We start from the raw sequence: 19,341 nt of genomic DNA, 5'->3' as shown, positions 1-19,341 counted from the left end.
GGGTACGGGACGGGAAGGGGCGGAGGGGGCGAGAACCACACGGGCCGGTACGAGCACGGGGCCGGTACGAGCACGGGGCTAGTACGAGCACGGGCCCGGCACGAGCACCGGCCCGTGTACACAGCGCGGGCCGGACCACGACGACACCGGCGTCAACCGCGCGGCCGGCGCCCCGGCAGACCCCTCAACCCAGGCGGGGCGGGGCCGCCGCCGGGGCCGTTGTCCACAGCCCCGGCACAGCCCAGCCCGGCGACGTACGCTGGAGACCCCCGGCCCGTCCCACGTGTCGGGCCCTTCGCGTTGCCCACCCTGGGATGGAAGCCCTTCATGAGCCTGCACGGTCTGCTCGACGCCGTCGTCAAGGACACCGCCCTCGCAGAAGCGGTGAAGGCCGCCACCGACGGCAACCGCATGCACGTCGACCTGGTCGGCCCGCCCGCGGCCCGCCCCTTCGCGATCGCGGCCCTCGCCCGCGACGCCGCCCGCCCCGTCCTGGCGGTGACCGCGACGGGCCGGGAGGCCGAGGACCTCGCCGCCGCCCTCCGCTCCCTCCTGCCGCCCGAGGAAGTCGTCGAGTACCCGTCGTGGGAGACCCTCCCGCACGAGCGTCTCTCCCCGCGCAGCGACACCGTGGGCCGCCGCCTCGCCGTCCTGCGCCGCCTGGCCCACCCGCGCACCGACGACCCCGACACCGGCCCCGTCTCCGTCGTCGTCGCCCCCGTGCGCTCCGTGCTGCAGCCCCAGGTCAAGGGCCTCGGCGACCTGGAGCCCGTCGCCCTGCGCACCGGCTCGACCGCGGACCTCGGCGACATCGTCGAGGCGCTCGCGGCAGCCGCGTACTCCCGGGTCGAGCTCGTCGAGAAGCGCGGCGAGTTCGCCGTCCGCGGCGGCATCCTCGACGTCTTCCCGCCCACCGAGGAACACCCGCTGCGCGTGGAGTTCTGGGGCGACGACGTCGAGGAGATCCGCTACTTCAAGGTCGCCGACCAGCGGTCCCTCGAAGTCGCCGAGCACGGCCTGTGGGCGCCGCCCTGCCGCGAACTGCTCCTCACCGACGACGTACGGCAGCGGGCCGCGGCCCTCGCCGAGGCGCACCCCGAGCTCGCCGAACTCCTCGGCAAGATCGCCGAGGGCATCGCCGTGGAGGGCATGGAATCCCTCGCCCCCGTCCTCGTCGACGACATGGAGCTCCTCCTCGACGTCCTGCCCAAGGGCTCCATGGCCGTCGTCTGCGACCCGGAGCGCGTCCGGACCCGGGCCGCCGACCTCGTGGCCACGTCCCAGGAGTTCCTGCAGGCGTCCTGGGCGGCGACGGCCGGCGGCGGCGAGGCCCCCATCGACGTCGGCGCCGCATCCCTGTGGTCCATCGCCGACGTACGGGACCGCGCCCGCGAACTGGACATGATGTGGTGGTCGGTGTCCCCGTTCGCCGCCGACGAGGAACTCGACGCGGACACCCTCAAGCTGGGCATGCACGCCCCCGAGACCTATCGCGGCGACACCGCCCGCGCCCTCGCCGACACCAAGGGCTGGCTCGCCGACGGCTGGCGCACCGTGTTCGTCACCGAGGCCCACGGCCCCGCCGCCCGCACCGTCGAGGTCCTCGGCGGCGAAGGCATCGCCGCCCGCCTCGACACCGAGCTGACCGACATCAGCCCGTCCCTGGTCCACGTCTCCTGCGGCTCCATCGACTACGGCTTCGTCGACCCGGCGCTCAGACTCGCCGTCCTCACGGAGACCGACCTCTCCGGGCAGAAGGCGGCCGGCAAGGACGGCGCGCGCATGCCCGCCCGCCGCCGCAAGACCATCGACCCGCTCACCCTCGAAGCCGGCGACTACATCGTTCACGAACAGCACGGCGTCGGCCGCTACATCGAGATGGTGCAGCGCACCGTCCAGGGCGCCACCCGCGAGTACCTCGTCGTCGAGTACGCCCCCGCCAAGCGCGGCCAGCCCGGCGACCGCCTCTACATCCCCACCGACCAGCTCGAACAGATCACCAAGTACGTCGGTGGCGAGGCACCCACCCTGCACCGACTGGGCGGCGCCGACTGGACCAAGACCAAGGCCCGCGCCAAGAAGGCCGTCAAGGAGATCGCCGCCGACCTCATCAAGCTCTACAGCGCCCGCATGGCTGCCCCGGGACACGCCTTCGGCACCGACACCCCGTGGCAGCGCGAACTGGAGGACGCCTTCCCGTACGCGGAGACCCCCGACCAGTTGACCACGATCGCCGAGGTCAAGGACGACATGGAGAAGACGGTCCCCATGGACCGCCTGATCTGCGGCGACGTCGGCTACGGCAAGACGGAGATCGCCGTGCGCGCCGCCTTCAAGGCGGTCCAGGACGGCAAGCAGGTCGCCGTCCTCGTGCCCACGACGCTCCTGGTGCAGCAGCACTTCGGCACGTTCTCCGAGCGCTACTCGCAGTTCCCCGTCAACGTGCGGGCGCTCAGCCGCTTCCAGACCGACTCGGAGGCCAAGGCCGTCCTCGAAGGCCTGCGCGAGGGCTCCGTCGACGTCGTCATCGGCACCCACCGCCTGTTCTCGTCGGAGACCAAGTTCAAGGACCTCGGCCTCGTCGTCGTCGACGAGGAGCAGCGCTTCGGCGTCGAGCACAAGGAACAGCTCAAGAAGCTCCGCGCGAACGTGGACGTACTGACCATGTCCGCGACCCCCATCCCCAGGACCCTGGAGATGGCGGTCACCGGCATCCGCGAGATGTCCACGATCACCACCCCGCCCGAGGAACGCCACCCCGTCCTCACCTTCGTCGGCCCCTACGAGGAGAAGCAGATCGGCGCCGCCGTCCGCCGCGAACTGCTGCGCGAGGGCCAGGTCTTCTACATCCACAACCGCGTCGAGTCGATCGACCGCGCCGCCGCCCGGCTGCGCGAGATCGTCCCCGAGGCGCGCATCGCGACCGCCCACGGCCAGATGTCCGAACAGACCCTGGAACAGGTCGTCGTCGACTTCTGGGAGAAGAAGTACGACGTGCTCGTCTCCACGACGATCGTCGAGTCCGGCATCGACATCTCGAACGCCAACACGCTGATCGTGGAGCGCGGCGACAACTTCGGCCTCTCCCAGCTGCACCAGCTGCGCGGCCGCGTCGGCCGTGGCAGGGAACGCGGCTACGCCTACTTCCTGTACCCGCCGGAGAAGCCGCTCACCGAGACCGCCCACGAGCGCCTCGCCACCATCGCCCAGCACACCGAGATGGGCGCCGGCATGTACGTGGCGATGAAGGACCTGGAGATCCGCGGCGCGGGCAACCTCCTCGGCGGCGAACAGTCCGGCCACATCGCCGGCGTCGGCTTCGACCTGTACGTCCGCATGGTCGGCGAGGCCGTCGCCGACTACCGGGCCTCCCTGGAAGGCGGTGTCGAGGAGGAGCCGCCCCTGGAGGTCAAGATCGAGCTCCCCGTCGACGCGCACGTCCCCCACGACTACGCGCCCGGCGAGCGGCTGCGTCTCCAGGCGTACCGCTCCATCGCCTCCGCCAACTCGGAGGAGGACGTCAAGGCCGTCCGCGAGGAACTCGTCGACCGCTACGGCAAGCTGCCCGAACCCGTCGAGAACCTGCTCCTCGTGGCAGGCCTGCGCATGCTCGCGCGGGCCTGCGAGGTCGGCGAGATCGTGCTGCAGGGCAACAACATCCGTTTCGCCCCGGTGGAGTTGCGCGAGTCGCAGGAGCTGCGGCTGAAGCGGCTCTACCCCGGGACGGTCATCAAGCCGGCCGTCCACCAGATCCTGGTGCCCCGTCCCAAGACCGCCAAGGTCGGCGGCAAGCCGCTGGTCGGACGCGAACTCCTCGGGTGGACGGGCGAGTTCCTGGCGTCGGTCCTCGGGTCGTAGGGCCGCGGGGGCGTACGGACGCCGGCGCTGCGTACGGGCCGCGGGCGCCATGGCCGGCGGGACCGCCGGTCCGGCGTGCCTGCGGCCGTGACGCCCGCGGCGGGCCGACTCCGAGGCGGCTCGGCAGGCGCTGCCTATGGCGGCGCTGGGGCTGCGGCGGACGCGCCCGGGCCCGTGGGCGTCCGGTCGGCGCCCGGGCCCTGGGCGCCTGGGCCCGGGGCTGCTACGGCCGGGGCTGCTGTGGTGAAGCCGGCCCGTCCTCGCGCGGCCGTGACCGGAACAGCATCCCGGTGAGCGCGCGGAACACCTCGTCGGGGTCCTGATCGCCCACCGGCCCGTCCAGGTTGTGACTGAGGAGCAGCGTCGCGAAGCCGTGGGCCAGTGACCAGGCCGCGACACCGGCGAGGCGGCTGTCGGGGCCCCGGCCCTCCTGCGGCACGGCGGAGACGGCACTGCGCAGCCGCTCGCCCGCGAGGGTCCTGGCCGTCGTCAGCTCCAGGTCGTTCGCCCGCAGCAGCTCCGGGGAGAACATGACCTGGAAGTAGGCCGGATGCTCCCGCGCGAAGCGCACGTAACGGACGCCGGCGTCCCGCAGGTCGTCGGCGTCGGCTAGCGCGGCCGCGAGCAGCTCGTACCCCTCCGCGGCGATCGCCGTCAGCAGGCCCGTGCGGTCCTTGAAGTGGTGGGCCGGGGCCGCGTGCGAGACACCCGCCCTGCGGGCCAGGTCGCGCAGGCTCAGCGCGGACGGCCCGTCGGCGGCGATGGCGTCGAGCGCCGCCCGCAGGATCGCGCGCCGCAGATCGCCGTGGTGGTACGGGCGTTGGGGCCCGGTGTCCCCGGAGTCCCGCGTGGTCTCGGCGGCCCGGGCGGTCGGTGCGGTACCGGCGGCCCCGGTCGCCCCCGTCGCCGTGTCGGTCCCGTCGGTCCCGACGGTCCTGCTCGTCCCGGTGTTCCTACTGGTCTCGGCCATGCTCAAAAGCCTACGCGGAATCTAGACATTGACAAGTTCCCCCTCCTCCGGCAATCTAGTCAATGTCAAGTTACGCATCGAGCCGGACCGTGACGAGGGGATGAGTCATGTCGGAGAGCGTCAGCACGACCAGCGGAACCAACAAGACCGAAGAAACCGCCCAGGCGGGCGCGGACGTCGAGCTCGGACGGGTGCGCCAGCTCTGGCACCTCCTCGAACCCCTCCACGCCGTCTTCTACTACGCACCGGAGACCTTCGAGGAAGCCGCAGCCCTCGGCTACGACACAGCGGAACGCTGGCCGAGCTACTTCCCCTACCGCGCAGCCCCATTGGGCGCCGCCGGCAGCGAACGCGTCACCTCCGCCTTCTACAGCTTCAGCCCACGCATGGTCGCCGAACACATGAAGTCCGCCTGGCAGACCGCGAGTCCGGAGCAGGTCCTGAACGCCCGAGAGCGCGCCGTCGACCGCGCCTACCGCGCGATATTCGGCGACCGCATCACCTCCCCCGAACTCGCCGAGGCAGCCGCACTCGCCCGCCGCGCCGCCGAAGCCGCGAACACCGCGGGCCGCCCGCTCGCCGCGGCCAACGCCGAATCGGCCTGGCCCGAGGCCCCCCACCTCCAGCTGTGGCACGCGGCGACGATCCTGCGTGAACACCGGGGCGACGGCCACCTCGCGGCACTCCTCGTCGCCGGCCTCGACCCCGTCGAATCCCTCGTCTCCTTCGCGGCGATAGGCGCGGCCTCCGTGGAACGCTTCGAAAGCCGCGGCTGGAGCCAGGAGGAATGGACCGCCGCCCGCGAACGCCTCACCGCCCGGGGCCTGGTGGACGAGGACGGCATCGCCACACCCGCCGGCCGTGAACTGCGGCGCCAGGTCGAACAGCACACCGACGAACTCGCCGCCGCGCCCTGGCGCGCGCTCGGCCCGGACGGCGCCGCCCATCTCGCCGACCTGCTCGGCGAGTTCTGGGTCGCGGCACTCGGCTCGGGCCTGCTCCCGTCGGAGACGACCCTGGGCATCGGCAAGGTGTGATCTGCGGGCACGCCCGGCAGGCACTCAGCAGCACAGAGGGAGGGGAGGGGGAGGGGGAGGGGCCCCGATGGACAGCGAAAAGGGCGCCGGACGGGCCCTCCCACGCCGACCGCCCCCCTCCCACACCGAAAGCCGCCCGCCGACCTCATGGTGTCGGTCTCGGCGGACGGCTCGGGTTGCGGGGTTCAGTCGATCCGGCCGGCGCTGGGCTTCTTGAGTCCTCGGCGTTGGCGTTACGGCTGGTCGGGGCGGTCACGCTTCAGGCCTGCCGCGCCTTCGATCCTCTGCTGCGCGTCGTCGACCTGTTCCGTGTACTTGTCGCCCGTCTTCTCGTTGACCTTCTTCTCCGCCACGTCGGACATTTCCTTGGCCTTGTCCTGTCCGTGGCCCCTGAACCTGTCGAAGATGCCCATCCAGAGCTCCTTCCCGAGGTGACTCACCACCGACGATACGCCCGGCGTGCACCGTTTGCCCGTTGGCGCCAGGTATGGGGGAGGAGTACCGGCGGCTACGGTGGGCACTGGGAAAACGCGCCCGTCAGGGGCGGATCAGGGGAGCTCGGGGAGGGGTGTCGTGGTGCGTCTGAGGGGTGGGGCGGTCGCGGCCGCAGTGATGATGTTCGCCGTGGGGACCGGTGTCGCCGGCTGCCGCACGGGGAGTGAGGACTCGCCGGGAGCGAAGGGGACGGCGGCCGGTGGTGCGGCTCTCGCCGCCGTGGACTCGCTGACCGTCAAGGGGCGGGCACCCAAGACGGGATACAGCCGTGAGCGGTTCGGCACGGCCTGGGCCGACACGGACTCCAACCGGTGCGACACCCGGGACGACATCCTCAAGCGGGATCTCAAGGACGTGAAGTTCAGCGACGGCACGTGCAAGGTGTCGTCCGGGCTCCTCACCCCCGACCCGTACGGCGGCCAGGACGTGAAGTTCGCCCGCGGTCGCAGCCTGGTCGACATAGATCACTTGGTCGCGCTCTCCGACGCCTGGCAGAAGGGCGCCAAGTACTGGGACGCGAGCAAGCGGATCGCGCTGGCCAACGACCCGCTGAATCTGCGTGCCGTGGGTGCGAGCGCCAACCGCAGCAAGGGCGACGGTGACACCGCGACATGGCTGCCGCCCAACAAGGCGTACCGCTGTACGTATGTCGCCGCGCAGGTCGCGGTGAAGAAGAAGTACGAGCTGTGGGTGACGAGTGCCGAGAAGGCGGCGATGAGGAAGGTCCTCTCCGGCTGCCCCGGTCAGAAGCTTCCTTCGGGCGGCAACCCGACGAGCGCACCGGCACGCTTCCACGCGAACTGACGGGGGCGCGGGCGCCGGGCCGCATCTGCCCGTCGCGCCGGGGAGCGTCCCACCTTGCCGCCTTCGGGAACGCCCAGCCCCCGGAACACCCCACACTCCCCCGGGGCGACCCGATACCAGGCGTGAAATCCGTTTCGCTGTGTCGGACCGGCGCCTACGGTGACGGGCATGGAGCTGAAGGTGTCGAGTCTCGCCGAACGTCCCGAGATGCTCGGGCAGGTGGTGGGGATGGCCAACAGTTGGCCGGAGTTCCTGCTGCACGATCCGGTGGGCAACTCGCACTACGGGCGGATCGCCACCGAACTGCCGCAGTACGTGCTGTTCGCCGAGGACGAGCACGGACGTGTGGTGGCGCACGCGTACAGCGTGCCGTTCGCTCTCGCGGACGAGGAGCGGGGCGAGCTGCCCGCACGGGGCTGGGACGAGGTGTTGTCCTGGGCGTTCGCGGACCTGCGGCGCGGTACGCCGCCGGACACGGTCGGTGCCGTCTCGATCGTCGTCGCTCCGCATGCGCAGGGTGGCGGGCTGTCGGCGCGGATGCTCTCCGCGATGCGGGACAACGCCCGGGCGCACGGTTTCGGCGAGGTCGTCGCGCCCGTGCGTCCAAGTGCCAAGCATCTGGAGCCGCGTGCGCCGATGGAGGAGTACGCGTTGCGGGAGCGTGCCGACGGGCTGCCGCACGATCCGTGGCTGCGTGTCCATGTCCGGGCGGGCGGTGTCGTCGAGGCGGTGGCGCCGGCGTCGATGACGGTGGCGGCGTCGCTGGAGGAGTGGCGTGGCTGGACGGGGCTGCCTTTCGACTCGGCGGGCCTCGTCGAGGTGCCGGGCGCGCTGGTGCCGGTGCACTGTGAACCGGGGCGCGGATACGCCGTGTACGTCGAGCCCAATGTGTGGGTGCGGCACACCCTGTGAGCTCGACGTACGGCGTGGTTCCGGGGTGGGTCAGCCGGACAGCTTGTCCAGGTCGAGGATCCTGCCGGCGGGCTTCTGCGCGGGGACGGGCTTGTCGTAGTCGCTGAAGGTGATCGTGCCCGGGTCCTTGGCGGAGGTGCTGTCGACGCGCAGCAGGTACGGCTTGCCCTCGGTGGCGACGTAGAGGGTGTAGCGGTCCTTGCCGTCCTTCTCGTGGAGGATGATCGCCGGGCTGCCGTCGACGGTGGTGGTCTTGCCGCGGGTGGCGTCGGAGTTCACGTCCTCCGCGCCGGCGAGGACGCTGTCGAGGTCGCAGAAGCCCGCGATGTCCTTGGCGTCTGAGCCGGTGGCGGCCATCTTGGTCCACTTGTCGGCGAGCAGTTCCACCACTCCGTCCGTCTCGGACTTGGACTGGCCCTCGCCCTGGGCGCGCAGGAATTTCTCGTCGTACTTCATGTAGATGGTGTCGCCGGTCTTGATGAGGTCGGCCTTGCCCTGGCCGTTCATGCTCATGGTGCCGGCGCAGCGGCCCTTCTTGTCGAGGGCCATGTCGATGCGGATCGTGCCGCCGTCCTCGTCGTCGGGGATGTCGCCCTTCATGCGGAGCGAGGTGGCGCCTGTGGTGGCCTTGACGGCCCGGTCGGCGATCTCGCCGCCGGTGAGGCCGGTGAAGGGGCCCTTCGGCTTGCTGTCGGCCTTCGTCTCTCCGGGCAGGCAGCCGGTGAGGCCCGCGGTGGCCGCGGCGGCGAGGCAGAGTGCGGCAAGTGCGGTGCGACGCATGAGAGTTCCTTGGTGTGAGGTGGTGAAGAGGTGTGGGGGGAGGGCGAGGACGGCGGCGGGCGGCTGGTGTCAGCCCGTCTTCTTCCAGTCCCCGCAGCCGGTGGTCTTGAAGTAGCTGTCGTTGGCGCTGATGGTGACGACGGCCGTGCCGGTGACGTTGTTGTTGGCCGCGATCGAGTTCATGGAGTGCGTGGCGTCCTTGTCGCGCTCCCAGTAGCAGCCGTCGTCCTCGTTGCCGGTGGACTTGTAGGTGCCGGGGGCGATGTCCGCGCCGATGCGGAACATGCCGCCGTCGCCCTTCATCTGGGTGGCGGGTGAGCCGGACGGCTTGGCGGCGACGGCTTCCCAGTCGTTGCAGCTGCTGGTCTTGAAGAGCTTGTCGCCGGCCTTGATGGTCACGTAGCTGGTTCCGGTGACGTTGTCGTTGGCGATGAGGGAGTCCATTTCGCCCGAGGCGTCCTTGGCGCGCTCCCAGTAGCACATGCCGTCGTCGTTGCCGGTGGTGCGGTAGGTGCCGGGCTTGATGTCGGAGCCGACCTGGAAGTCTCCGTCGCCGTCGAAGGCGGCCTTCTTCTCGGCCTTCTTGTCGGCCTTCTTCGTCTTGTCGCTCGTTCTGCTGTCGGCCTTCTTGCCGGACTCGCGCTCGGCGGAGGCAGAGGTGTCCTTGCCCTTGTTGCTGGATTCGTTGTCGTTGTCGCTGTTGCCGGCGTTCGCCGACACGGCGCCGATGACGACGATGCCGACCACGGCCCCCAGACCCACCTTGGCCTTGATGCCCATGACTGTGCCCTCCCCTGGCTGTGAACAGATCTCCCGAACGCACGGAGTTGCCGGTTCGCTCCGGCGGCTCGTCCGTTCGGTGGGTCAATAACAACAGACTGTGTGAACCGAGTCAACACAGTTCACGAGAAAGGTTGTGTACACGCCTGTGAAGGGATAGATCTTGCGAACGCCGGTATGCTCGGCGTCACAGGCGAGGACGCTTCACGGACCAGAGCCGCGAAGACCGGGGCCGCAGGGGTGCACAGGGCGAGGGGCCCGCAGGGCCCGGGCGCGACAGACCAGAACGAGGGGAGCCGGCGGGTGCAGGACAACGCGACAGAGGTGACCGCTGCCGGGATCGCGCGGCTCGCCGGGGTCGGCCGCGCCGCGGTCAGCAACTGGCGGCGGCGCCACGCCGACTTCCCCAAGCCCGTCGGCGGCACCGAGACCAGCCCCTCCTTCGCGCTCGCCGAGGTCGAGGCATGGCTGCGCGAGCAGGGCAAACTCGCCGAGGTCCCGCTGCGTGAACGCGTCTGGCAGCAGCTCGCCGGACACCCGCAGGGCCCGGTCACCGCCCTCGTGCACGCCGGCTGCGTCCTGCTGCTCATCCACGACCGGCCCACCGACTGGCTGGAGCTGAGCGCGGGCTCCGACGAGCGCCTCGCCGCACTGCTGCCCGCCGCGCTCGACCAGGTCGTCACCCCCCGCTTCGGCGCGCCCCGCGACCGCGCCGTGCACACCCCGACCGGTCCCGAACTGCTGCCCTCGGCCCCGCTCCTGCGCGGTGCCGCCGAGCTCGCCGCCGAGCTGGGCGCGCGGCAGACGTACGAGTTCCTGCTGGGGCGGCACCTGGACGCCAACCCGCGCCAGTACACGCTCACCCCGGGCGACCTGGCCTCGCTGATGGCGGAGCTCGCGGGACCGGCGCGTACGGCGTTCGATCCCGCGTGCGGCACCGGCGCGCTCCTGCGGGCCGTGGCGCCGAGGCCGGACCAGGAGCTGTACGGGCAGGACAGCGCGCCCGAACTGGCGGCGCTGTCCGCACTGAGGCTCGCCCTCCAGGGGAAGGCCGCCGTCCGCACCGCCTCCGGGGACAGTCTGCGCGCCGACGCGCATCCCGCGCTCAGGGCCGACGCCGTCCTGTGCCACCCGCCGTTCAACGAGCGCAACTGGGGGCACGACGAACTCGCCTACGACGCCCGCTGGGAGTACGGCTTCCCGGCTCGTACGGAGTCGGAGCTGGCCTGGGTGCAGCACGCGCTGGCCCACCTCAGGGACGGCGGCAGCGCGGTGCTGCTGATGCCCCCGGCCGCGGCCTCCCGCCGCTCGGGCCGCCGTATCCGCGCCGACCTGCTGCGCCGCGGGGCGCTGCGCGCGGTGATCGCCCTGCCGGTCGGAGCGGCGCCCCCGTACAACATCCCGCTTCACGTGTGGGTGCTGCGCCGTCCCGAGAAGGCGCCCGCGCAGCCCGAGTTGCTGCTGGTGGACGCCGGTGCTTCGGCCGGCGACGGGCGGGCCGGCCTGGACTGGCAGGCCGTGCGGACGGCGGTGCTCGACGCGTGGCGGCCCTTCGAGCGCACCGGCAGCGTGCGGGAGGAGCCTGGGTTCAGCCGTGCGGTACCCGTCATCGAACTCCTCGACGACGACGTCGACCTGGCGCCGGCCCGCCATCTGCCGCCGGCCGCATCGGGCGGTGGCACCGAGCAGCTGGTCGGCGTGCGGGAACGGCTCGGCGAGACTCTGCGGCTCACCACCGACCTGACGCCACCGAAGGCCCAGGGCGCCCAGCCCGCACGCTGGCCCCTCATCACCGTCGGCGAACTCGCCCGCGGGGGTGCGCTGGTGCTGCGTACGGGAGGTAATGGCGCGCCCGCGCGCGTGCCGGTGCTCACCGACCACGACGTGCTCGCCGGAACCGACCCGTCCGGGACGCTGCCGGAGGGCGAGGAGGAAGCCGTGCTGGTCGAGGCGGGGGACGTCGTCGTGCCCGTGCTCGGCGGAGGGTCCGTCGCGCGCGTGGTGGACGAACGCACGGCGGGCGCCGCCCTGGGGCGCAACCTCACGCTCCTGCGGCCCGACCCGGCCGCGCTCGACCCGTGGTTCCTGGCCGGCTTCCTGCGCGGCACCGCCAACAACCGGCAGGCCAGCAGCTACGCGTCCACCGCGACCCGGCTGGACGTGCGCCGCCTCCAGCTGCCCCGGCTGCCGCTCGACGAGCAGCGCCGCTACGGGGAACGCTTCCGCGCACTGGCCGAGTTCGAGGACGCGCTGCGGCGCGCGGGCCGGCTCGGCGAGCAACTGGTGCGCGGCATGTACGACGGCCTGACGGACGGGACGGTCGCGCCGGACTGACGGCCCGACGGACTGACGGCCCGACGGATTCCGGCACGGGGAAGGGCAGGCCGGCGCACGCGGTGAGGCCGCTGCGGACAAGGGGTTTCATCCGCTCCGCTCGCGCTCCGGCCTCCGCGGACGGGCGGTTCGGGTGCAGCCGATGGCCGGTCCGGGCACGGCGGACGGGCGGTCCGGGCACGGCGGGCCGACGGAACGCGGACTTCCGTCGTGGCCTGCGCGGGTGCCGCGGGACGGCGCGAAGTGATCAGCACGACAACGGTTCGGCGCAACCCGTAACCGGTTGTCCTTGTCGGCCTATACGCTCGGACTCCGAACTCGTACGTCCGTCCTCATCAGGCCTCCAGGAGCAGCCATGCAAGGCCACGGCCAGGCGCAGCCGGTGAAATCACCACCCCCTACCGGGTGGCTGGTCTTCCTGCGCGTGTTCTTCGTGGTGATCTCCGTGTTCACCCTCGGCCTGCTGGCCTGGACGATGATGCTGCGCCTCGCGATCGTGACGCGGAAGTCGGTCGACTGGGGGCTGTTCGTCGCCTCGATCGCGGCTCTGGTCCTCAGCCTCGTCCTGCTGGGCACCGAGCCCGGCGAGGAGGTCCACACGCCGGGCGGCTGGACGGGCATGGCGCTGCTCCTCGGCTCGCTGGTCGCCGAGATCGCGTACTACCTGGCGGCGGACATACGCCACTTCCACCAGCTCCGCTTCCCGGGCTACGTACCGCAGCAGCCCCCGCCGCAGGCGTACGGCTACCCGCAGTCTCCGTACACCGCCACGACGGTTCCGCAGAACCAGGGCCCGCACACGCCGCCGCCGATGCCCCGGCCGACGCCGCCGCCCGCGACGACGGCGCCGCCCCAGCGGCACGCGCCCGCGCGGATCGACCAGGTGCGGGCCGAGCTCGACGAGCTCAGTGACTATCTGCGCAAGCACGACGGACATCAGGACGACGGCAGGGACGGCAGGGACCGCGGGTGAGCGTGGCGACAGGACGTGTGGTCGCGGACCGGTACGAGCTGTCCACGCTGATCGGCCAGGGCGGCATGGGCCAGGTGTGGACGGCCTACGACCAGCGTCTGGACCGGCGGGTGGCGGTGAAGCTCCTGCGGCCGGACAAGGTCGCGGGCCAGGAGGCCGACGAGCTGCGTCGCCGCTTCGTGCGCGAGTGCCGGGTCACCGCGCAGGTCGACCACCCCGGTCTGGTCACGGTCCACGACGCGGGCAGCGAGGGCGAGGAGCTGTTCCTCGTCATGCAGTACGTCGACGGGGCCGACCTCTCCGACCACCTCGCCGAACACGACCCCTACCCGTGGCAGTGGGCCGTCGCGGTCGCGGCGCAGCTGTGCGCCGTGCTGTCCGCGGTGCACGCCGTCCCGATCGTGCACCGCGACCTGAAACCGCGGAACGTGATGGTCAAGCAGGACGGCACGGTCACCGTCCTCGACCTGGGCGTCGCGTCCGTCATGGACACCGACACCACGCGTCTGACGCACACCGGCTCACCCATCGGCAGCCCGGCCTACATGGCCCCCGAGCAGGCGATGGGCGGCGCCGTCGGCCCGTACACGGACCTGTACGCGCTGGGGGTGCTGCTGCACGAACTGCTCAGCGGGGACGTGCCGTTCTCGGGTTCGACGGCGCTCGGCGTACTGCACCGGCACCTCTACGAGCCGCCGCTCCCGGTGCGCCGGCTGCGCCCCGAGGTGCCGCCCGCCCTGGAGAGCCTCGTGCTGCGGCTGCTGTCCAAGGACCCGCAGCACAGGCCGGGTTCGGCGCAGGAGACGTACGAACAGCTGCTGCCGCTGCTGCCCGCACGCGGTATGCCCACCGGCGCCCCGCTCGACCCCACCCGTCCCTTCCTGCGCCCGCACGCGCCGTGGCCGGACCGGGCGCGCACCCCGGCGCCGCAGCCGCAGCCGCAGGCCCCGCCCGCCGTGGAGCGGGCCGATGTCGCGGGTGCCGTGGACGAGGTGAAGCGGCTGCTGGGCGAGGGGCGCATCACGCAGGCCGTGGACATCCTCGGGTCGATCCTGCCGGCCGCCGCCGCCGAGCACGGCGAGCACTCGCCCGTCGTGCGGACCCTGCGCAAGCAGTACGCGGCCACGCTGATGGACGACGGCCAGTACCGGCGGGCCCTGCCCGAGCTGCGCCGTCTCGCCGACGAGCGGGCCGCCGAGGCCGGCCAGGCCGACCCGCAGTCCCTGCGCTTCCGCTACGAGGCCGCGCAGTGCCTGGAGCAGCTCGGTGAACCTGCCGCGGCGCTCGCCGAGTACCGCGCCCTGCTGCCGTACTACGAGAACCAGTACGTCGCCGGGGACCCGGAGATCTCTCTGGAGGTGCGCCGCCGCATCGGCCACCTGCTGCTCGCCCTCGGCGACCGGGGCGCCGCCCACGACACACTGGCGCGGCTGCTGCACGACGTGGAGCGGCTGCGCGGGCCCGGGCATCCGATGGTGGCGGAGATCCGCCGCACCTTGCAGTGGCTGGGCCAGGTCCGGGGCTGAATCCGCATCGCGGTCTTTGCGCCACCTTGGCCGAAGCTTGTGATGATCAAGGTGCCGGGTTTCCCGAACGGAGGGGCACCGCCGGATACGTTGCGATGCGTTTTCGTGCGCCACACGCGCGTGCGTGGCGGGCGCAGGCAGTCGGACGCGTGGGCGCGCCGGACGAGTGGGTGACGTGCCGTCCGCGTGCCGCCCCGTCGGCCGCGCGCCGCACGCGGTCCGTGCCGCGCGCACCCGTCATTCGAACCATGGGGTGGGAAGATCATGTCCAGCCATCGGCAGTCCAGGAAGCGCAGATACATGGCGTGGGCGGTGGCCGGCGCCGCCGTGGCCGCCGGGGCGGGGATCGCCGCGCAGACCTCGATGGCCGCCACCGCCTGGCCCGCGCAACGCACCTTCACCGGGCGCGCCTTCGACACCTGCGCCGCGCCGTCGCTGTCCGCGATGAAGGCGTGGCACACCGGCTTCTACGGCGCGGCCGCCGTCTACGTGGGCGGCAGGAACCGAGGATGCGGCCAGCCCAACCTCACCGCGTCCTGGGTCAAATCGGTCAGCACGATGGGCTGGAAACTCATCCCCCTGTACGTCGGCGCGCAGCCGTCCTGCCAGACCGGGGCGAGCCCCGAGAAGATCACCGCGTCCACCGCGGCGTCCCTCGGCGCCGCCGACGGCGCGGACGCCGTCGCCAAGGCGTCCGCCCTCGGCATGAAGGCCGGCAGCCCGGTCTACCTGGACATGGAGGCGTACGACACGGCGAACAAGGCGTGCAACGACGCCGTGCTGACCTATGTGCGCGCCTTCGACAAGGCGCTGCACGCCAGGACGTACCGCACCGGCTTCTACGGCTTCCGCAGCTCCAGCGCCAAGGCGGTCGCCGAGGCGGGCGACCGCACGGACCTGCCGGGCAACCTCTGGTACGCGCTGTGGGACAAGCAGAACACCACGACCGCCGACTGGCCGTTCGCCGCCGACCGGTGGACGAACCACAGCCGCGCCCATCAGTACATGGTGAACAGCAAGGAGTCCCGCGGCGGTTGCACGATCACCGTGGACCGGGACGCGTGGGACGCGCCGGTGGCGATCACGGGCTGACAACCGTGTGACGCGTGATGCCCGTGTGAGAGTGAGACGGTGCCCGAAGGCCGGGCGAATCGTTGGTCGAAAGGGTGGCCGAGAGCTGGGCCACTGCCTACCATCGATCACCGCAAGACTTTGTGCACCGTCGCACAATCTCCTCGGGAGGCTTCCTTGCACCGCCGCCGTCGTACCGCGCTCGTCCTCTCCGCCGCGATCGTCGCCGCGGCACCCCTCCTCACCGCGTGCGGTGGCGACGCGCATCCGGGCGCGGCTGCCGTCGTAGGCGGCCAGCGGATCACCGTCGCGCAGCTGGAGAGCCGGGTGAACGAGGTGCGCGACGCGCAGCGGGCCGCCACCCAGGACGACGCCCAGTACGAGCAGGCCGTCGCGAAGACCGGCAGCCTCACCCGCGACACCCTGCACAGCATGGTTCTCGACCGGGTCCTCGACCGTGCCGCGAAGAACGCCGGCGTGAGTGTGACCCGCAAGGACACCCAGCAGATGCGCACGGCCCTCGAACAGCAGGCGGGCGGCGCGAAGGCCCTGGAGACGGCCTGGCTCCAGCAGTACGGGGTGGCCCCGCAGCGCCTGGAGGACAGCCTGCGCACCGAGATCGAGGCTCAGAAGCTGGCCTCTGCCCTCGGTGCCGACATGAACACCACCGAGGGCAAGGCCGCGTTCTGGAAGGCGATGTCGGCCGCCTCCAAGCAGCTCGACGTCGACCTGAACCCGCGCTACGGCGCCTGGGACGTCCAGAAGAGCAGCCGCGTCGACGCGAAGACGCCCTGGCTGCGTGAGGTCACCTCGGCGGGCACCCAGCAGACCGCGTAGCGGCCCGCCGGCCCGGAGGCGCCGGTGCCGGGCCGGGCCGTGGGGCCCGGAGACGGTGGCGCCGGGCTCCCCGGACGGCTCGGCCGTACGGTTCGGCCGGACGGCTCGCGAACGCCGGTCGTCCGGTCGCCCACAGCCTGTGGACAACCGTCCGGGCCGTCGGCGGCGTGGGTTACGTTCGAGGGGTGAACGCAACCAGCAGCTTCGACGGCGCCCCGACCGCTCCCGGCCCCGATGGCGACCCGGCCGCCGCCGACGGCCCGACCGCCCCCGACCCGGGCCGTGTCGTCCTGCTCACCACCAGCCACCGGGTGGCGCCCGGCCTGCTGTCCTGGCCCGCCTGGCAGGTGCTGCGCGACGCCGACCAGGTCGTGTGCGCCGACGGCACGCATCCCCAGCTGCCCTATCTGCGCGACGCGGGCGTCACCGTCGACGAGGGAGCCCCGACCGCGCAGGACCTCGTCGACGCCTGCGCCGGCGGCCGCACCGTGGTCGTCGTCGCCACCGGCGAGGGGGAGCCGCGGCTCACCGACGGCCTGGCCCGGCTGGCCGGCTCCGGCCGCATACGGATGCCGGACCTGGAGCTGCTGCCCGCCTCGTACGACCTGCCGGGCGCGCGGCTGCTCGACCTCGTCCAGGTCATGGACCGCATCCGTGCCGAGTGCCCCTGGTCGTCCCGGCAGACCCACGAGGGCCTCGCCAAGTACGGCATCGAGGAGGCGTACGAACTCGTCGAGGCGATCGAGGCGGGTGACCGCGACGAGCTGCGCGAGGAGCTCGGCGACGTCCTCCTCCAGGTCGTCTTCCACGCCCGTATCGCACAGGAGGGCCGGCCGGAGGACGGCTCCGAGCCCTTCTCCATCGACGACGTGGCCGGCGGCATCGTCGCCAAGCTGATCCACCGTCATCCGCACGTGTTCGGCGAGGAGACGGCCACGACGCCGGAGGAGGTCAAGGAGCACTGGCTGCGCACGAAGGCGGTGGAGAAGCAGCGGTCGTCCGTGACCGAGGGGGTGCCCCTGGGGCAGCCGGGACTGGCGCTGGCCACGAAGCTGGTCTCCAGGGTGCGCACGGCGGGCCTGGACGTCGAGCTGCCGCGCGGCGAGGGCGTGGGGTACGAACTGCTGGCCGTCGCCGCGCGCGCCGAGGCCGAGGGAGTCGACCCGGAGGCGGCGCTGCGGGCGGCGGCGCGCGCCTACCGCGACGCGATCCGCACGGCCGAGGGTTCCGCCCCCGACGCCGGCTGACCCACCGGCCCGCACCGGGCCGCGGTCACATCCGGGCCGCGGCCACGTCTCGGCGGGTGCACGTCCTGATCGGAGTTGCGTGCGGCGGGGGTACGTCCGGATCGGAGTTGCGTGCGGCGGGGGTGCGTCCGGATCGGAGTCACGTGCCGGCCGGAGCACGTGAGGATCGGAGACACAGAGGATCGGAGTCACGTGCCGGCGGGTGCGCGTGAGGATCCGAGTCACCTCCCGGCCGGGGCACGTCCGGGCCCCGGCCGCGTCCCGCCGCGGTACCGCCCGGAGTCACGTCCGGGCCGTGCGGCCCGACGGGTTGTGCCAGCTCGGCCGTGGGCGGCCGAGCAGCCACTCCGCGGCGCCCAGGGGCCGGGGCTCCCCGGCCGGCCCCGGCACGTCGTGGAAGATCCGCTCCAGTGGTGTGCCGAGGGCGGGAAGGGTCTCGCAGACCTCCTCGACGAGCTCGGGAGGACCGGCCAGATACACGTCGTGCCGGGCCCAGCCGGCCCGGTTGCCCAGCGCGGTCAGGAGGCGTTCGGTCGCCTGCGTCCGGGGGCGGCCGGGCGCGGGCGTGATGAAGGTGACGGCGAGCCGGGGCAGCCGGTGCCGTAACCGCTCCACGGCTGCACGGCCGTACAGGTGCTCGATGTCGCGGGCGACCAGGAACAGCCGGGCCTCGTGCGACGCGTCGAGCCGCTCCAGCAGCGCCTTCACGGGAGCCCAGCCCGTACCGGCCGCGATGAGGGTGACGGGCCGCTCCACGGAGCTGCGCAGGGTCAGCTCGCCGCCGGGCGCGCTCAGCCGCAGGACGTCGCCCTCCCGGGTCTGCCGGACGAGGGCGGTGGACAGCACCCCCTCCTCGACCAGGCTGACGTGCAGATCCACCGTGTGGTCGGGGCGGGGCGCGTTGGCCAGCGAGTAGGGCCGCCAGACGCCCGGCAGATGCGGGACGTTGACGCCGACGTACTGGCCGGGGGAGTAGGGCAGTGGCCGCCGCGGCCGCAGGGTGAGGACGACGAGGTCGTCGCCGTGCCGCGTCCTCGTGGTCACCTCGGCGTCCCACCAGGGCGGTTCACCGCGGTGCTGCGCCTCCCACGCGCCCTGGAGCATCAGGTCCGAGATCGCCTCGTACGCCTCGCACCAGGCCTTCTCGACCTCCGCGTTCCACGCCGAGCCCGCGACGGCGGCGAACGCGGCGATCAGGCTCGCTCCGACGGCCGCGTAATGCTCGGGCTCGGCGAGGTACTTGCGGTGGTCACGGCCGAGTTCCCGCAGATAGTCGGGCAGGCCCGGGTCCTCCAGCCGCTCCGTCACATGGGTGAGCGCCGCGAACAGCCGGTCCCGCTGCCGCTCCATGTCCTGCGGGAGGTCCAGCGGGAACAGCGCGCGAAGGTCCGGTCGGTGACGGAACAGATGGGAGTAGAAGTACTTGACCGCGAACTCGGCGCGCCTCTCGACGACCGCGAAGCTGGATCGGAGTATCTCGGGGTCCACCGCGCGAATGTATGGACTCTTCGAGCCGCGTGGTCAAACAGCAGGCGATTTACGGACAGTCCGGATGAAGGGAACGCGGCACCCCGCCGGCCCGGTGGACACGGCTCCCCGTCGGGCGCGCGCGGCCCCCGAGCCCGGCGCACGCGGGCCCTGGCCGGCCGCCCCCGGCCGTGCCGCGGCGGCGGACCCGCACCGTGCGCGGACCGTGCCGCCCGCTGCCGCGGACGCG

At 72.4% G+C, this 19,341-nt stretch carries 15 protein-coding genes; 10 read left to right on the top strand and 5 right to left on the bottom strand.

Annotated elements, in window-relative coordinates; genetic code table 11:
- Window positions 1–327 precede the first annotated feature (327 nt).
- Complete coding sequence (gene mfd / locus ABEB03_RS18010) at window positions 328–3,858, top strand: transcription-repair coupling factor (protein WP_345649609.1); 3,531 nt, start codon at window positions 328–330, stop codon at window positions 3,856–3,858.
- A gap of 223 nt (window positions 3,859–4,081) precedes the next feature.
- Here the strand turns inward: mfd and ABEB03_RS18005 are convergent, their stop codons facing one another.
- On the bottom strand, window positions 4,082–4,657 hold the full coding sequence (locus ABEB03_RS18005; protein WP_345649779.1) for a TetR/AcrR family transcriptional regulator: 576 nt from the start codon (window positions 4,655–4,657) through the stop codon (window positions 4,082–4,084).
- 278 nt (window positions 4,658–4,935) lie between these two features.
- Between ABEB03_RS18005 and ABEB03_RS18000 the strand changes: the two genes are divergently transcribed.
- A complete protein-coding gene (locus ABEB03_RS18000; protein ID WP_345649606.1) occupies window positions 4,936–5,865 on the top strand; it encodes an SCO6745 family protein in 930 nt (309 codons plus the stop codon).
- A 233-nt stretch (window positions 5,866–6,098) separates the two neighbouring features.
- Here ABEB03_RS18000 and ABEB03_RS17995 read toward each other — a convergent pair whose 3' ends face one another.
- Window positions 6,099–6,278 (bottom strand): Rv0909 family putative TA system antitoxin, encoded by a 180-nt coding sequence (locus tag ABEB03_RS17995; protein WP_345649603.1) that lies wholly within the window; start codon window positions 6,276–6,278, stop codon window positions 6,099–6,101.
- Between the two features lie 160 nt (window positions 6,279–6,438).
- Between ABEB03_RS17995 and ABEB03_RS17990 the strand changes: the two genes are divergently transcribed.
- Together ABEB03_RS17990 and ABEB03_RS17985 are read left to right on the top strand one after the other, a co-directional pair.
- Window positions 6,439–7,164, top strand: a complete 726-nt coding sequence (locus tag ABEB03_RS17990; RefSeq protein WP_345649600.1) for an HNH endonuclease family protein — start codon at window positions 6,439–6,441, stop codon at window positions 7,162–7,164.
- 168 nt (window positions 7,165–7,332) lie between these two features.
- On the top strand, window positions 7,333–8,076 hold the full coding sequence (locus ABEB03_RS17985) for a GNAT family N-acetyltransferase (protein ID WP_345649598.1): 744 nt from the start codon (window positions 7,333–7,335) through the stop codon (window positions 8,074–8,076).
- A gap of 30 nt (window positions 8,077–8,106) precedes the next feature.
- Here ABEB03_RS17985 and ABEB03_RS17980 read toward each other — a convergent pair whose 3' ends face one another.
- Window positions 8,107–8,856, bottom strand: a complete 750-nt coding sequence (locus ABEB03_RS17980) for a LolA-like protein (RefSeq protein ID WP_345649595.1) — start codon at window positions 8,854–8,856, stop codon at window positions 8,107–8,109.
- A 69-nt stretch (window positions 8,857–8,925) separates the two neighbouring features.
- Entirely contained in the window at window positions 8,926–9,636 is a 711-nt protein-coding gene (locus tag ABEB03_RS17975; protein WP_345649592.1) for a hypothetical protein, read from the bottom strand.
- Window positions 9,637–9,939: 303 nt separating this feature from the next.
- Here ABEB03_RS17975 and ABEB03_RS17970 point away from each other — a divergent pair, with 303 nt between their 5' ends.
- The 6 genes from ABEB03_RS17970 to ABEB03_RS17945 all read left to right on the top strand — a co-directional run bounded on the left by ABEB03_RS17970 (window position 9,940) and on the right by ABEB03_RS17945 (window position 17,624).
- Window positions 9,940–11,970: an N-6 DNA methylase gene (locus tag ABEB03_RS17970; RefSeq protein ID WP_345649589.1), complete on the top strand. Its 2,031-nt coding sequence runs from the start codon at window positions 9,940–9,942 to the stop codon at window positions 11,968–11,970.
- A gap of 355 nt (window positions 11,971–12,325) precedes the next feature.
- Complete coding sequence (locus ABEB03_RS17965) at window positions 12,326–12,943, top strand: hypothetical protein (RefSeq protein WP_345649586.1); 618 nt, start codon at window positions 12,326–12,328, stop codon at window positions 12,941–12,943.
- A gap of 38 nt (window positions 12,944–12,981) precedes the next feature.
- Window positions 12,982–14,469: a serine/threonine-protein kinase gene (locus ABEB03_RS17960; protein WP_345649776.1), complete on the top strand. Its 1,488-nt coding sequence runs from the start codon at window positions 12,982–12,984 to the stop codon at window positions 14,467–14,469.
- A 264-nt stretch (window positions 14,470–14,733) separates the two neighbouring features.
- Window positions 14,734–15,561, top strand: a complete 828-nt coding sequence (locus tag ABEB03_RS17955) for a glycoside hydrolase domain-containing protein (RefSeq protein WP_345649583.1) — start codon at window positions 14,734–14,736, stop codon at window positions 15,559–15,561.
- 156 nt (window positions 15,562–15,717) lie between these two features.
- Window positions 15,718–16,377: a SurA N-terminal domain-containing protein gene (locus ABEB03_RS17950; RefSeq protein WP_345649580.1), complete on the top strand. Its 660-nt coding sequence runs from the start codon at window positions 15,718–15,720 to the stop codon at window positions 16,375–16,377.
- A 185-nt stretch (window positions 16,378–16,562) separates the two neighbouring features.
- Window positions 16,563–17,624: a nucleoside triphosphate pyrophosphohydrolase gene (locus ABEB03_RS17945; protein WP_345649577.1), complete on the top strand. Its 1,062-nt coding sequence runs from the start codon at window positions 16,563–16,565 to the stop codon at window positions 17,622–17,624.
- Window positions 17,625–17,906: 282 nt separating this feature from the next.
- On the opposite strand, the gene ABEB03_RS17940 is transcribed toward ABEB03_RS17945, so the two are convergent.
- A complete protein-coding gene (locus tag ABEB03_RS17940) occupies window positions 17,907–19,112 on the bottom strand; it encodes a globin domain-containing protein (protein ID WP_345649574.1) in 1,206 nt (401 codons plus the stop codon).
- Between the last annotated feature and the right edge of the window lie 229 nt (window positions 19,113–19,341).

Origin of the sequence: Streptomyces siamensis (assembly GCF_039543605.1) — a bacterium.
GTDB classification, from domain to species: Bacteria; Actinomycetota; Actinomycetes; order Streptomycetales; family Streptomycetaceae; genus Streptomyces; species Streptomyces siamensis.
The sequence above is the reverse complement of the archived record's forward strand: the minus strand, read 5'-3'. Positions and strand labels throughout refer to the sequence as shown.